Genomic DNA, 13,698 nt, shown 5'->3' on the forward strand with positions numbered 1-13,698 from the left:
TAACAGGAAGTTGCTATGACAAAAAATTTAGTTAGCCAGACATCTATCGTTCCCTGGCACCTCTCACCCCAATGTGGTGAGGGGATTTATCCCCGATCGGCTGCGCAGCAGTCGTAAAAAATTGACGACGCAACGAAACATCTGGGGCTGCTTCGCCGCCCATCGGGGATGAATCCCCTCACTACAGGTCGTGCAGCTCTGAGGAGTGTCTTTCAGAACGTTGCCCAGGCAATGAGGCAACTTGTCACGCGGCAAACGACCACGCCGTTCTTCGTCGGAAATGGGACTACTCTTTTAACGTTGCTTGATCCAGATCAAGACCCTCCCGGGCCATGTTCTGGTGGCCCGTTGGCCAGACTCCCTGCGTTGCGATGGCTGTTAAAAAAGAACGAATCAGAATTCGCCGCACTCCATATCCGTGGGGGCAGTAGGCAGGGGCCACAAGCCCCAATGCCGGTATTACCTGACAGAGGAAGACTTATGTTCGGTTTAGAGGCACTCGATCTCGCCCGAATTCAGTTCGCGTTCACCATCTCGTTCCACATCCTGTTCCCGGCCATCACCATTGGTCTGGCGAGCTACCTGGCGGTGCTTGAAGGGTTGTGGTTGAAAACCCATAACGACACTTACCGGGATCTCTACCACTTCTGGTCGAAAATCTTTGCCGTCAACTTCGGCATGGGTGTGGTCTCCGGTCTGGTCATGGCTTACCAGTTCGGCACCAACTGGAGCCGTTTCTCGGACTTCGCCGGTTCCGTCACCGGACCGTTGCTGACCTACGAGGTGCTCACGGCGTTCTTCCTTGAGGCCGGTTTCCTCGGGGTGATGCTGTTTGGCTGGAACAAGGTCGGACGCAAACTGCACTTCTTCTCCACAGTGATGGTGGCGATCGGCACGCTGATCTCGACATTCTGGATTCTCGCTTCCAACAGCTGGATGCAGACGCCGCAAGGCTTCGAGATCGTCAACGGTCAGGTGATCCCGACCGACTGGCTGGCCATCGTGTTCAACCCATCGTTCCCGTATCGCCTGATGCACATGGCGACCGCTGCGTTCGTCGCCACGGCATTTTTCGTTGGCTCGTCGGCGGCCTGGCACCTGCTTCGCGGCAAGGACAACCCGGCGATCCGCACCATGCTGTCGATGGCGATGTGGATGGCGCTGATCGTCGCGCCGATCCAGGCGGTTATCGGTGACTTCCACGGCCTGAACACCCTTGAGCACCAGCCGGCGAAAATCGCTGCGATCGAAGGTCACTGGGAAAACAAAGGCAACGAAGCGACCCCGTTGATCCTGTTCGGCTGGCCGGACATGAAAGAAGAGAAAACCAAATTCGCCGTAGAGATCCCGTACCTCGGCAGCCTGATCCTGACCCACTCGCTGGACAAGCAGGTGCCGGCACTCAAGGAGTTCCCGCCTGAAGACCGGCCGAACTCGACCATTGTGTTCTGGTCGTTCCGGGTCATGGTCGGCCTCGGCTTCCTGATGATCTTCACCGGTCTGTGGAGCCTGTGGCTGCGCAAGCGCGACTCGCTCTACACCTCGCGCCCGTTCCTGTATCTGGCGTTGTGGATGGGGCCGTCCGGCCTGATCGCGATCCTCGCTGGCTGGTTCACCACTGAAATCGGTCGGCAGCCGTGGGTGGTCTACGGGCTGATGCGCACGGCGGATGCCTCGTCCAATCACAGTTTCATGCAGATGAGCATCACCCTGATCATGTTCGTCGTGGTGTATTTCGCGCTGTTCGGTGCGGGGCTTGGCTACATGATGCGCCTGGTGCGCAAAGGGCCGAAAACCGACGAAGGCAAGGAAACCAACGAAGGTGGTCCTGGCCAAAAACGCACTCCGGCTCGGCCGTTGTCCGCAGCCGATGATGAAGGTACCGACGCCGACTCGCAGCGTAGCCTGGAAAAGGAGATTTGACTCATGGGTATTGATCTTCCGCTGATCTGGGCCGTGATCATCATCTTCGGCATCATGATGTACGTGGTCATGGACGGCTTCGACCTGGGGATCGGGATTCTCTTCCCGTTCATCCCGGGCAAGACCGACCGTGATGTAATGATGAACACCGTCGCCCCGGTTTGGGACGGCAATGAAACCTGGTTGGTACTGGGCGGCGCGGCGTTGTTCGGCGCGTTCCCGCTGGCCTATTCGGTGGTGCTGTCGGCGCTGTACCTGCCGTTGATCTTCATGCTGATCGGCCTGATTTTTCGCGGTGTTGCGTTCGAGTTCCGCTTCAAGGCCAAGGACGACAAGCGCCACCTGTGGGACAAGGCGTTCATCGGCGGTTCGGTGGCGGCGACGTTCTTCCAGGGCGTGGCACTCGGGGCTTTCATCGACGGTTTGCCGGTGGTCAATCGGCAATACGCCGGCGGTTCACTGGACTGGCTGACACCATTCACCCTGTTCTGCGGCGCCGCGCTGGTGGTGGCCTATGCCTTGCTCGGTTGCACCTGGTTGATCATGAAGACCGAAGGCAAGTTGCAGGAGCAGATGCACAACCTCGCGCGGCCGCTGGCATTCGTGCTGTTGGCGGTGATCGGCATCGTCAGTCTGTGGACGCCGCTGGCTCACCCCGAGATCGCGACACGCTGGTTCAGCATGCCAAACCTGTTCTGGTTCATGCCGGTGCCGATTCTGGTGCTGGTGACGCTGTACGGGCTGATCCGCGCGGTGGCGCGCAATGCCAACTACATGCCGTTCCTGCTGACCCTGGTGCTGATATTCCTCGGCTACAGCGGTCTGGGCATCAGCCTGTGGCCGAACATCGTGCCGCCGTCGATCTCGATCTGGGACGCCGCCGCACCGCCGCAAAGCCAGGGCTTCATGCTGGTCGGTACGCTGTTCATCATCCCGTTCATCCTGGGTTACACCTTCTGGAGCTACTACGTGTTCCGCGGCAAGGTCACCCATGAAGACGGTTACCACTGATCTCTCGCTCTGCTCACCTTGTGAGAGCAAGCCGTCTCGCGGTGGCGTCCTCAGCGACGCCATCGCCCAAGAGGAACGATGCAATGAACAGCAAACATTCCCTGCACGAGATTGAAGAAGCCGAAAAAAAGCCGCTGTGGCAGCGGCTCGGCTGGTTGGCCCTGATCTGGATCGGTAGCGTCGGCGCGCTGTTCATTGCCGCCAGCCTGATGCGCCTGTTCATGAGCGCGGCCGGCCTGACCACACACTGAAACATCCCGTCCCGCTGCCCTTGGGCACGGTTTTATGACCCTCCGCATTGCGGAGGGTTTTTTTTGCCTGACGCTTTACTTGCGGGCTTTGAGAATCACGAATTTCGGTGTGGCAGCCACTTGCTCGACGCCACGGAACAGCCGCGCCAGTTTGCTGTGATAACCCAGGTGCCGGTTGCCGACGATGTACAACGCACCGCCCACCACCAGCGCCTCGCGGGCCTGCTGGAACATGCGCCAGGCGAGGAAGTCACCCACCACCTGTTGTTGATGGAACGGCGGATTGCACAGCACTACGTCCAGCGATTGCGGCTCCTGTCCGGCCAGACCATCGCCAGCGCGCACGAGCACTTCGCGCTCGCCCAGCGCGGCGCGCCAGTTCTCGGCGGCCGATTGCACGGCCATGAACGATTCGTCGACCAGCGTGTAGTGCGCGTCAGGGTTGTGCAGGGCGCTGGCGATGGCCAGGACGCCGTTACCGCAACCGAGGTCGGCGACGCGGGCGCTGCCGAGGTTCTTGGGCAGGTGCGGGAGAAAAGCTCGGGTGCCGATATCCAGGCCTTCACGGCAAAACACATTGGCGTGGTTGAGCAATTCGATGGCCGGCTCGTCGAGCTGATAGCGCGAAGGGTAGGGCGAGGTCGCCGGGGCTTTGGCTTCAGGCGTTGCGATCAACAGGCGAGCTTTCTTCACCGCCAGTGAAGCCTGTACCGGGCCAATGTAACGCTCCAGCAGATCACCGGCTGCGCGCGGCAAATGCTTGACCATGGCCGCTGCCACCACTTCAGCGCCGGGTGCCAGTTGCCCTTGCAGGCGGATCAGTTGCTCTTCCAGCAATGCCAGCGTCTTGGGCACGCGGATCAGCACTCGGTCGAACGGCCCGACCAACGGCTCACTGGCCGCAATTCCGCGCACGGCATCAAATGCCAGGCCGTTGCGTACCAGGTTCTTTTCCAGGCCCTGGAATGCGAGAAACGAGTCGCCACTGCTGCTGACCTGAACCTTGCCCGCCAGACTCGCCGCCAGCGCTCCGAAGCTGTCATTGAGTACCAATACCCGAGTGTCTGCCGTCGGTTGTTGCGCGGCCAGATGATTGAGCAGGTATTCGTCAGCCGCATCGAACGCTTGCAGCGGTTCATTCTGCTGCTCGGGCTGGCGTATCAGGTCGAGTTGGGCAAAGGGCGTTTCGAGCAAGGGCATGGTACGGGAACTCTGGTTATTCAACAGGTGGCCCGCAGCCCAGGGCATCGCGCAGCGGAACCGTCCGAGTGAAATACAACGTCAAGGTTCACGTCATCACTCAGGAAGGTCGCAGATGGTACGTTTTTTTCCGTTGAAATACTCGCAGCTTTTAGTGGGCAGGCATGTCGAGAAGGCCGCAACTCTTGGCAGCAATGACCGCAGAAATCTTGTTGCAGACGTTCAGTTTGAGAATCACGTTTTGCACGTGGTAATTCACCGTCCGCTCGCTCAGGCAGAGGATCCTGGCAATCTCATAGGCCGTCTTGCCGAGCGCCGATAGCTTGAGCACTTCCAGTTCTCGCGGTGAAAGGCGTGGGGGGGCGGGCTTTTTGACCGGTTTGGGCAAGGTTTTGGCGAACAGGTCACTCAGGTGGCTGGTCGCGTAAAACATATAGCCAAAATGCTCGTACAACTCGAGCGGACTTAATGGACCGTTTTTCCTGGCGAGGCTCAGGGTGCTGCACAGCCCGCTGTCTTCGTGGTGGAACGACTGGGACCAACCGTGTCGCAATCCATGTTTCTGTTGGGCGTCCCACAGCGACAAGGTTTGCGAAAACACGTCCTCGGTCCAGACAATCGGCAGCATTGAACGACTGCAGTGTGCTATTACCGGATCGATTTTCCGGTAGTTTTGTCTTTCATAAAGTTGGTTCCACTCTTTCGGATAGTTATTGATTTGCAAGGTCTTTAAGTCAGCGTTCCGATTGTTTGATGTCAATGAGATGGCACAAAAATTGAAGCCAATATTTTGAGCGAATCGCAGCAAGATCGGATAAGCGGTCTCTATTTCTCTTGCGAAAGTCAGTTGCTTTAATTGCGACTCCTTCCACATTTCCATCACTCACTCTCCATGAGTCGTTCGTAGGGTGCTTTTTATGGATCCAATCGGATCCCGCACGCAACCGAGTGTAGGACAGGTCTTACAAATGGCGTTGAATTTTTTTGCTCTTGGAGGGGGCGGTTAGTTGCTGGAAAGGTTATTAGTCATCAATAACGCGTTGGATTTAACCTGTCATTCAATCGGACTTTGAATACCGCTGTATTAACGGCATTTGGGTTTAATTCTCATTTTTTCGGGCGGTCTGAACGGTAAACCACTACAAAAGCAGTGGTGTTTATGCTCTGAGTTTGCGCGAGACTGTCAGGGTCTTTTCCGTGGAGTGCCCCCATGACTGTCAGCGCAGATAAATTTACTGCCCAGACCTTGCTCGACGTGCAGCCTTTGACCCCCAGTCTGTTTACCCTGCGCACCACGCGCGATACGGGCTTCAGGTTTCGCGCGGGACAATTCGCTCGCCTGGGGGTGACAAAGGCTGATGGCAGCACGGTCTGGCGTGCTTACTCGATGGTCTCTTCACCCTTCGACGAGTTTCTCGAGTTCTTCTCCATCGTGGTGCCAGGTGGCGAATTCACCAGTGAACTTAGTCGCTTGCAGGTCGGCGATACCCTGCTGGTGGAACGCCAGGCCTTTGGTTACCTGACGCTGGATCGGTTTGTCGACGGTCGGGATTTGTGGCTGTTATCCACCGGGACCGGGGTTGCGCCGTTTCTGTCGATTCTGCAGGACTTCGAAGTGTGGGAGCGATTCGAGCGGATCATTCTGGTGTACAGCGTGCGCGAAGCGCGGGAACTGGCCTATCAGTCGTTGATTGCAGAACTGTCCGAGCGTGATTACCTGGCAGAACACGCCCATAAACTGCAGTTCATTCCCACCGTTACCCGAGAAAAGGTTCCTGGTGCCTTGCATGGCCGTATTACCAGCCTGATTGAAAGCGGCGAGCTGGAGCGTGAAGCCGGCGTTGAACTGGCCCCCGAGCACTCGCGCGTCATGCTGTGCGGCAATCCGCAGATGATCGACGACACCCGGGCACTGCTGAAGAAACGCCACATGAGCCTGAGCCTGACGCGGCGGCCGGGACAGGTGGCGGTGGAAAACTACTGGTAAAAAAACGGCGCCATCAGGCGCCGTTCTTTATTCATCAAGCAGTCAAGGCCGGTTGTTCTGGGCCTTGAGCAGATCGCGGATCTCCCCGAGCAACTCTTCTTCCTTGGTCGGAACCGGTGGCAGGGAAGGGGCTACGGCTTCTTCGCGTTTAAGGCGGTTGATGGCTTTGACACCCATGAAGATCGCGAAGGCGACGATCACGAAGTCCAGAATGCTCTGGATGAATTTACCGTAAGCCATGACCACGGCAGGGGCGTTGCCCTCGGCGGCTTTAAGCGTGATGGCCAGATCACTGAAGTCCACCCCTCCGATCAACAGGCCGATTGGCGGCATGATCACGTCGCCGACAAACGACGAAACAATTTTGCCAAAGGCGGCACCGATGATGATACCGACGGCCATGTCGACCACATTGCCTTTGACCGCGAAGGCCTTGAACTCACTAAGCACGCCCATAGGTTATTTCCTTGTTACAGATGAGGTTGGTGTACGCAGTGTAAATCAGCAAACGCGTCCTGCGCGAAACACCTTCTTACAATGCCCGTTTTTATCGACCGATAAATCTGCAATTAGTTTGCAAAGTGCCACTAATCGCGCGCGAAATACGCCGTAACACGCTGATCGGGAAGCCAAAATTTTCAATCGTCGGGTTACGAACTTTCTATTTATGTTCGCGGACTTAGCCCTCTAGCCTCTGGTTGGCGCACCTGGATGCGCCCAAAAGAACCAGAGGAACCTGATATGAATTCCACCCTTGGACTGGGGGCTTTTCCCCATCGCCGTACGCTCGGCGTACTCACCGCCAGCCTGTTGACCTTCTCCGTGCACGCCGCGCCCCTGACCCGGGATAGTGGTGCAGCGGTGGGCGACAATCAGAACTCGCAAACCGCCGGCGCCAACGGCCCGGTGCTGCTGCAAGACGTGCAACTGATCCAGAAACTTCAGCGTTTCGACCGTGAGCGCATTCCCGAGCGTGTGGTGCATGCCCGCGGTACCGGTGCCCATGGCACGTTCACCGTGACCAACGACCTCAGCGACCTGAGCAAGGCCAAGGTATTTGCTGCCGGGCAGGTGACGCCAGTGTTCGTGCGCTTCTCCGCAGTGGTTCACGGTAACCACTCCCCGGAAACCCTGCGCGATCCACGGGGCTTTGCCACCAAGTTCTACACCGCTGATGGCAACTGGGACCTGGTCGGCAACAACTTCCCGACCTTCTTCATTCGCGACGCGATCAAGTTTCCGGACATGGTCCATGCGTTCAAACCCGATCCACGCACCAACCTTGACGATGACTCGCGTCGTTTCGACTTCTTCTCCCACGTGCCGGAAGCCACTCGCACGCTGACCGAGCTGTATTCCAATTCGGGTACTCCAGCCAGTTATCGGGAAATGGACGGTAATGGCGTGCATGCCTACAAGTTGGTTAACGCCAAAGGCGAAGTGCACTATGTGAAGTTCCACTGGAAAAGTTTGCAGGGCATCAAAAACCTGACACCTGAACAAGTCGAGAAAGTTCAGGGCAAAGATTACAGTCATATGACTAATGATCTGGTCAGTCATATCAACAAGGGTGATTTCCCGAAATGGGACTTGTACATCCAAGTGCTGAATCCACAAGATTTGTCCAAGTTTGATTTCGATCCATTGGACGCTACCAAGATCTGGCCGAATGTTCCTGAACGAAAAGTTGGACAAATGGTGTTGAACCGTAATCCGGCCAATGTATTCCAGGAAACCGAACAAGTTGCCATGGCCCCGGCCAATGTTGTGCCGGGTATCGAACCTTCAGAAGATCGTCTGTTGCAAGGTCGAGTGTTTTCTTATGCCGATACGCAGATGTATCGCCTGGGTGCAAACGGCCTGCAACTTCCGATCAATGCGCCAAAAGTTGCGGTCAACAATGGCAATCAGGACGGTGCGATGAACTTCGGTGCCACGGCGTCTGGCGTGAACTATCAGCCAAGCCGCCTGCAACCGCGTGAAGAGCCGCAGAGCGCGCGTTACAGCCAGCTGGCACTGTCGGGCAGCACCCAGCAGGCGAAGATTCAGCGTGAGCAGAACTTCAAACAGGCCGGGGATCTGTATCGCTCGTTCAGCCAGCAGGAGCGTCAGGACCTGATCGCCAGCTTCGGCGGTTCGCTGGCGACCACCGATGACGAGAGCAAGCACATCATCCTGTCCTTTCTTTATAAGGCAGATCCGGAATACGGCACCGGTGTGACCAAAGTGGCCAAGGGTGACCTGAGCCGGGTCAAGGCGCTGGCAGCGAAACTGGTCGACTGATCTCGACGCCATGCAACGCGGGGCCTGATTCAGGCCCCGTTCTGCTCAAGGAGAAGGCTGATGCGATTTTGTCTGTTATTGCTGCTCGGTTGCCTGTCATTTACAGCGCTGGCCGAACAGAACCCCGAGGCGATCAAGGCGCAGTTGCAGGATTACTATTTCGATGCCGCCCGGCGTGGTGATGTGCCGATGCTCGAGACCTTTATCGAGTCCGGTTATTCCCTCGATACCCGCGACAGCAAGGGCTACACCGCACTAATTCTGGCGGCGTATCACGGCCAGGGCGCGGCAGTTGACCGGTTACTGGCGGCAGGCGCTGATGCCTGCGCGCAGGACCAACGCGGCAATACGGCGCTGATGGGGGCGATTTTCAAAGGCGAGATGCAGATTGCTCGAAGGCTGATGGCCACCGATTGCAGCCCCGATCAGCGCAACGGCGCAGGCCAGACTGCGGCGATGTACGCCGGGTTGTTCAAGCGTGTCGAACTGCTCGATGCGCTCAAGGCCAAAGGCGCCGATCTCAATGCCGAAGACCCGCTGGGCAATAGCGCCGCGCGTCTGGCCAACGGCGAAATCCGTACCGCCGCGCCGCGCTGAGCGGTGGCTGCGTTATCATCGCGTTTTTTGCCGAGGGATCCAGATGGCCAAGGCCAAGCGCATGTACGGCTGCACCGAGTGCGGCGCAACCTTTCCCAAGTGGGCGGGCCAGTGCGGCGAGTGCGGCGCCTGGAACACCCTGACCGAAACCATGATCGAAAGCGGCGGGGCCACGGCGCCTACCGGGCGTACCGGCTGGGCCGGGCAGCAAGCACAGATCAAGACCCTGGCCGAAGTCAGCATCGAGGAGATTCCGCGCTTCTCCACCGCGTCCGGTGAGCTGGATCGAGTCTTGGGCGGCGGTCTGGTCGACGGTTCGGTGGTGTTGATCGGTGGTGACCCAGGCATCGGCAAGTCGACGATTCTGTTACAGACCCTGTGCAACCTCGCCAAGAGCATGCCGGCGCTGTACGTCACCGGCGAAGAATCCCAGCAGCAGGTGGCGATGCGCGCCCGGCGTCTGGGGCTGCCCCAGGATCAACTGCGGGTGATGACCGAAACCTGCATCGAAACCATCATTGCCACCGCCCGTCAGGAAAAACCCAAGGTGATGGTGATCGACTCGATCCAGACCATTTTCACCGAACAGCTGCAATCAGCGCCGGGTGGCGTCTCGCAGGTACGTGAGAGCGCGGCGCTGCTGGTGCGTTATGCCAAGCAGAGCGGCACGGCGATCTTCCTCGTCGGTCACGTCACCAAGGAAGGCGCGCTCGCCGGCCCGCGGGTGCTGGAGCACATGGTCGATACCGTGCTGTATTTCGAAGGCGAATCCGATGGCCGTCTGCGTTTGCTGCGGGCGGTGAAAAACCGTTTCGGTGCGGTCAATGAACTGGGCGTGTTCGGCATGACCGACAAGGGCCTGAAAGAAGTCTCCAACCCGTCGGCGATTTTTCTCACCCGTGCCCAGGAAGAAGTCCCGGGCAGTGTGGTGATGGCCACCTGGGAAGGCACCCGGCCGATGCTGGTGGAAGTGCAGGCGCTGGTCGATGACAGCCATCTGGCCAATCCACGGCGCGTGACGTTGGGCCTTGATCAGAACCGATTGGCGATGTTGTTGGCGGTATTGCACCGTCACGGTGGTATTCCGACTCACGACCAGGACGTGTTCCTCAACGTGGTCGGCGGGGTGAAGGTGTTGGAGACCGCATCGGATCTGGCGTTGATGGCGGCGGTGATGTCGAGCCTGCGCAACCGGCCCTTGCCGCATGATCTGCTGGTGTTTGGCGAAGTCGGTTTGTCTGGCGAGGTGCGTCCGGTGCCGAGTGGGCAGGAGCGTTTGAAGGAAGCGGCCAAGCATGGCTTCAAACGGGCGATCGTGCCCAAGGGCAATGCGCCGAAGGAGGCGCCGCCGGGCCTGCAGATCATTGCCGTGACCCGTTTGGAGCAGGCGCTCGACGCACTGTTCGAATAATCTTTCAGATACGCCGCATACCCTGTGGGAGCGGGCTTGCCCGCGAAAGCGGTGTATCAGTCGAAATGAATGTCGACTGACATGGCCTCTTCGCGGGCAAGCCCGCTCCCACAGGGATTTGTAGTGGTTTCTAGATTTCGATCAGGGCGCCCAGTTCGCGCTCCAACTTCTGCGGATCGCCCAGGTTGAACTCGATCAACCGTCGCAGGCGCTGGATCGACTCCAGGCTGATATGCCGGCAGACGAAGCCTAGTTGTCCGTGATCTTCGTGAGCCAGGTGTACATCCATCTCGATATCGACATCTTCGCTCAGATGAATGTCGACGAAAAAATCCTTTTCCCGATCGCCCAGCCAAGGCTCCGGCCGTTCGATCAACAGCCCCTTCAGCGACAGGTCGATCAGTTTCACCGGCCAGATATATTCACCTTGGCGCAACTCGGTTCTGGCATCGAACGCAATACGTTTGAAGCGACGACGGTTGGCTGGGTGCTCGCTCATGGCGCAATCCTCGGGAGAGTTCGCTGACTATAGACCCGACCATTGGGTGGCTGCCAATCAACAAGCTGTCTAGACCTATGTCGGGGTATGGTCTTTACCGCCAGTAGCGCTAAACTCGGGGTGGCTGTCTTTCTTGTCCACCCTGGCTGGAATAATAAAATGAAAAATAATAATAGCCTGCTACGCCACTTACCCTGGCTAGTGCTGGCAATCGTAGGAGCGTGCGCCCTGGGCGTAGTGGCATTGCGCCGAGGAGAGGCGATCAACGCCTTGTGGATCGTGGTCGCGGCAGTGGCCATCTATCTGGTTGCGTACCGTTACTACAGTCTGTTCATCGCCAACAATGTGATGCAACTGGATCCGCGTCGGGCCACCCCCGCCGTGCTCAACAACGACGGTCTGGACTACGTTCCAACCAACAAACACATTCTTTTCGGTCACCACTTCGCCGCGATCGCGGGCGCCGGACCTCTGGTCGGCCCGGTATTGGCGGCGCAGATGGGTTATCTGCCCGGCACGCTGTGGCTGATTGCCGGGGTGGTGCTGGCGGGCGCGGTGCAGGACTTCATGGTTCTGTTCATGTCGACCCGGCGCAACGGCCGTTCCCTGGGCGACATGGTGCGTGAAGAGATGGGCCGCATCCCCGGCACCATCGCCCTGTTCGGCTGCTTCCTGATCATGATCATCATCCTCGCGGTGCTGGCGCTGATCGTGGTCAAGGCACTGGCTGAGAGCCCGTGGGGCATCTTCACCGTGATGGCGACCATCCCGATCGCGATGTTCATGGGCATCTACATGCGCTACATCCGCCCGGGCCGCATCGGCGAGATCTCGGTCATCGGTGTGTTGCTGCTGCTCGGTTCGATCTGGCTCGGCGGGCAGATTGCCGCTGATCCGGTGTGGGCCAAGGCCTTCAGCTTCACCGGCGTGCAAATCACCTGGATGCTGATCGGTTATGGCTTCGTCGCCGCCGTGTTGCCGGTGTGGCTGATCCTCGCGCCACGCGACTACCTGTCGACGTTCCTCAAGATCGGCACCATCATCGCCCTGGCGATCGGCATTCTGGTAACCATGCCCGAGCTGAAAATGCCGGCGCTGACCCAGTTCGTCGACGGCACCGGCCCGGTGTGGAAGGGCGGTCTGTTCCCGTTCCTGTTCATCACCATCGCTTGCGGTGCGGTGTCCGGGTTCCACGCACTGATCTCTTCGGGCACCACGCCGAAGCTGCTGGATAACGAAACCAACGCGCGTTACATCGGTTACGGCGGCATGCTGATGGAATCGTTCGTGGCGATCATGGCCATGGTCGCCGCTTCGGTGATCGAGCCGGGCGTGTACTTCGCCATGAACAGCCCGGCCGCCGTGGTCGGCGGTGACGTCGCATCGGTGGCGCAGATGGTCAGCAGTTGGGGCTTCGCGATCACGCCGGAGGCGCTGCAAGCCGTGGCTCACGACATCGGCGAAACCACCATCCTCGCCCGTGCCGGCGGTGCGCCGACCCTGGCGGTCGGTATCGCGCAGATCCTGCACAGTGTCCTGCCGGGTGAAAACACCATGGCGTTCTGGTACCACTTCGCGATCCTGTTCGAAGCGCTGTTCATCCTGACCGCTGTGGACGCCGGCACCCGTGCCGGGCGCTTCATGCTGCAGGACCTGCTCGGCTCCTTCGTTCCGGCGCTCAAGCGCACCGAATCGTGGACTGCCAACCTGATCGCCACCGCCGGTTGTGTGGCGATGTGGGGCTGGTTGCTGTATCAGGGCGTGATCGATCCACTGGGCGGCATCAACACCCTGTGGCCACTGTTCGGTATCTCCAACCAGATGCTGGCCGGTATCGCGCTGATGCTCGGCACGGTTGTGCTGATCAAGATGAAGCGCCAGCGCTACATCTGGGTCACCCTGCTGCCAGCCGCCTGGCTGCTGATCTGCACCACCACCGCAGGCTTCATCAAGCTGTTCGACGCCAACCCGGCGATCGGCTTCCTGTCGCTGGCCAAGAAGTACAGCGATGCCCTGGCCGCCGGCCAGGTGATTGCCCCGGCCAAGAGTATCGAGCAGATGCAGCACGTGATCTTCAACGCCTACACCAATGCAACGCTAACTGCGCTGTTCCTGTTCGTGGTCTTCAGCATCCTGTTCTATGCGCTCAAGGTCGGCATCGCTGCCTGGGGCAAAAAAGAGCGTACGGATAAAGAATCGCCATTCCAGGCCCTGCCGGACGCGTAACCAGAGGATTGCACCATGTTCAATGACCTGAGTCGCCTCGGTAAATACCTCGGTCAGGCCGCACGCCTGATGGTCGGCATGCCCGACTACGACACCTACGTCGAGCATATGCAAACCAAACACCCGGACAAACCGGTGATGAGCTACGAGATGTTCTTCCGCGAACGTCAGGAAGCGCGTTACGGTGGCAAGGGTGGGCCGAAGTGCTGTTGAGCTGACAGCCTGCGGTTGAGGTAATTCCCCCGTGGGAGCGGGCTTGCTCGCGAATACGGAGTGTCAGTTGATACGTGTGGTGACTGACACACCGCTT

Annotated in this window: 13 protein-coding genes; 9 read left to right on the forward strand and 4 right to left on the reverse strand. The window is 58.7% G+C overall.

Annotation, left to right across the window (positions count from 1 at the left end; genetic code table 11):
- Positions 1-480: 480 nt before the first annotated feature.
- From M0808_RS11025 to M0808_RS11035, 3 genes are all read left to right on the forward strand, one after another.
- A complete protein-coding gene (locus tag M0808_RS11025) occupies positions 481-1,923 on the forward strand; it encodes a cytochrome ubiquinol oxidase subunit I (RefSeq protein ID WP_027612845.1) in 1,443 nt (480 codons plus the stop codon).
- 3 nt (positions 1,924-1,926) lie between these two features.
- A complete protein-coding gene (gene cydB, locus M0808_RS11030; RefSeq protein WP_007963753.1) occupies positions 1,927-2,934 on the forward strand; it encodes a cytochrome d ubiquinol oxidase subunit II in 1,008 nt (335 codons plus the stop codon).
- Between the two features lie 83 nt (positions 2,935-3,017).
- The gene (locus tag M0808_RS11035) at positions 3,018-3,185 is read left to right on the forward strand and encodes a DUF2474 domain-containing protein (RefSeq protein WP_135296609.1); all 168 of its coding nucleotides are present in this window, start codon (positions 3,018-3,020) and stop codon (positions 3,183-3,185) included.
- A 75-nt stretch (positions 3,186-3,260) separates the two neighbouring features.
- Here the strand turns inward: M0808_RS11035 and M0808_RS11040 are convergent, their stop codons facing one another.
- Together M0808_RS11040 and M0808_RS11045 are read right to left on the reverse strand one after the other, a co-directional pair.
- Positions 3,261-4,385: a class I SAM-dependent methyltransferase gene (locus M0808_RS11040; RefSeq protein WP_247841071.1), complete on the reverse strand. Its 1,125-nt coding sequence runs from the start codon at positions 4,383-4,385 to the stop codon at positions 3,261-3,263.
- A gap of 151 nt (positions 4,386-4,536) precedes the next feature.
- Positions 4,537-5,265: an autoinducer binding domain-containing protein gene (locus tag M0808_RS11045; protein WP_098965721.1), complete on the reverse strand. Its 729-nt coding sequence runs from the start codon at positions 5,263-5,265 to the stop codon at positions 4,537-4,539.
- 330 nt (positions 5,266-5,595) lie between these two features.
- Between M0808_RS11045 and M0808_RS11050 the strand changes: the two genes are divergently transcribed.
- Positions 5,596-6,372 carry a ferredoxin--NADP reductase gene (locus M0808_RS11050; RefSeq protein ID WP_027612842.1) on the forward strand — a complete coding sequence of 259 codons (777 nt, stop codon included), beginning with the start codon at positions 5,596-5,598 and terminating at the stop codon, positions 6,370-6,372.
- Positions 6,373-6,414: 42 nt separating this feature from the next.
- On the opposite strand, the gene mscL is transcribed toward M0808_RS11050, so the two are convergent.
- Entirely contained in the window at positions 6,415-6,828 is a 414-nt protein-coding gene (gene mscL, locus M0808_RS11055; RefSeq protein WP_027612841.1) for a large-conductance mechanosensitive channel protein MscL, read from the reverse strand.
- Between the two features lie 285 nt (positions 6,829-7,113).
- On the opposite strand from mscL, the gene katB reads away from it, so the two are divergent.
- From katB to radA, 3 genes are read left to right on the forward strand one after another with little or no spacing between them, the layout of a single operon-like run.
- On the forward strand, positions 7,114-8,655 hold the full coding sequence (gene katB / locus M0808_RS11060; RefSeq protein ID WP_183784160.1) for a catalase KatB: 1,542 nt from the start codon (positions 7,114-7,116) through the stop codon (positions 8,653-8,655).
- Positions 8,656-8,715: 60 nt separating this feature from the next.
- Positions 8,716-9,252, forward strand: coding sequence for an ankyrin repeat domain-containing protein (locus M0808_RS11065; RefSeq protein ID WP_247841073.1), 537 nt, complete (start codon positions 8,716-8,718; stop codon positions 9,250-9,252).
- A gap of 43 nt (positions 9,253-9,295) precedes the next feature.
- Positions 9,296-10,663: a DNA repair protein RadA gene (radA, locus tag M0808_RS11070; RefSeq protein WP_007963764.1), complete on the forward strand. Its 1,368-nt coding sequence runs from the start codon at positions 9,296-9,298 to the stop codon at positions 10,661-10,663.
- Positions 10,664-10,793: 130 nt separating this feature from the next.
- Here radA and M0808_RS11075 read toward each other — a convergent pair whose 3' ends face one another.
- The gene (locus M0808_RS11075) at positions 10,794-11,162 is read right to left on the reverse strand and encodes a PilZ domain-containing protein (protein ID WP_247841075.1); all 369 of its coding nucleotides are present in this window, start codon (positions 11,160-11,162) and stop codon (positions 10,794-10,796) included.
- Positions 11,163-11,321: 159 nt separating this feature from the next.
- Here M0808_RS11075 and M0808_RS11080 point away from each other — a divergent pair, with 159 nt between their 5' ends.
- Together M0808_RS11080 and M0808_RS11085 are read left to right on the forward strand one after the other, a co-directional pair.
- The gene (locus M0808_RS11080) at positions 11,322-13,388 is read left to right on the forward strand and encodes a carbon starvation CstA family protein (protein ID WP_007963766.1); all 2,067 of its coding nucleotides are present in this window, start codon (positions 11,322-11,324) and stop codon (positions 13,386-13,388) included.
- 15 nt (positions 13,389-13,403) lie between these two features.
- Complete coding sequence (locus tag M0808_RS11085) at positions 13,404-13,601, forward strand: YbdD/YjiX family protein (RefSeq protein ID WP_003228401.1); 198 nt, start codon at positions 13,404-13,406, stop codon at positions 13,599-13,601.
- Positions 13,602-13,698 lie beyond the last annotated feature (97 nt).

Source organism: Pseudomonas sp. MWU12-3103b (genome assembly GCF_023100615.1).
In the GTDB taxonomy this organism is placed as follows: domain Bacteria; phylum Pseudomonadota; class Gammaproteobacteria; order Pseudomonadales; family Pseudomonadaceae; genus Aquipseudomonas; species Aquipseudomonas putida_A.

Coding starts and splice junctions, on each gene's coding strand:
- M0808_RS11025 (WP_027612845.1), top strand. CDS start 481: ATGTTCGGTTTAGAGGCACTCGATCTCGCCCGAATTCAGTTCGCGTTC.
- cydB (WP_007963753.1), top strand. CDS start 1,927: ATGGGTATTGATCTTCCGCTGATCTGGGCCGTGATCATCATCTTCGGC.
- M0808_RS11035 (WP_135296609.1), top strand. CDS start 3,018: ATGAACAGCAAACATTCCCTGCACGAGATTGAAGAAGCCGAAAAAAAG.
- M0808_RS11040 (WP_247841071.1), bottom strand. CDS start 4,385: ATGCCCTTGCTCGAAACGCCCTTTGCCCAACTCGACCTGATACGCCAG.
- M0808_RS11045 (WP_098965721.1), bottom strand. CDS start 5,265: ATGGAAATGTGGAAGGAGTCGCAATTAAAGCAACTGACTTTCGCAAGA.
- M0808_RS11050 (WP_027612842.1), top strand. CDS start 5,596: ATGACTGTCAGCGCAGATAAATTTACTGCCCAGACCTTGCTCGACGTG.
- mscL (WP_027612841.1), bottom strand. CDS start 6,828: ATGGGCGTGCTTAGTGAGTTCAAGGCCTTCGCGGTCAAAGGCAATGTG.
- katB (WP_183784160.1), top strand. CDS start 7,114: ATGAATTCCACCCTTGGACTGGGGGCTTTTCCCCATCGCCGTACGCTC.
- M0808_RS11065 (WP_247841073.1), top strand. CDS start 8,716: ATGCGATTTTGTCTGTTATTGCTGCTCGGTTGCCTGTCATTTACAGCG.
- radA (WP_007963764.1), top strand. CDS start 9,296: ATGGCCAAGGCCAAGCGCATGTACGGCTGCACCGAGTGCGGCGCAACC.
- M0808_RS11075 (WP_247841075.1), bottom strand. CDS start 11,162: ATGAGCGAGCACCCAGCCAACCGTCGTCGCTTCAAACGTATTGCGTTC.
- M0808_RS11080 (WP_007963766.1), top strand. CDS start 11,322: ATGAAAAATAATAATAGCCTGCTACGCCACTTACCCTGGCTAGTGCTG.
- M0808_RS11085 (WP_003228401.1), top strand. CDS start 13,404: ATGTTCAATGACCTGAGTCGCCTCGGTAAATACCTCGGTCAGGCCGCA.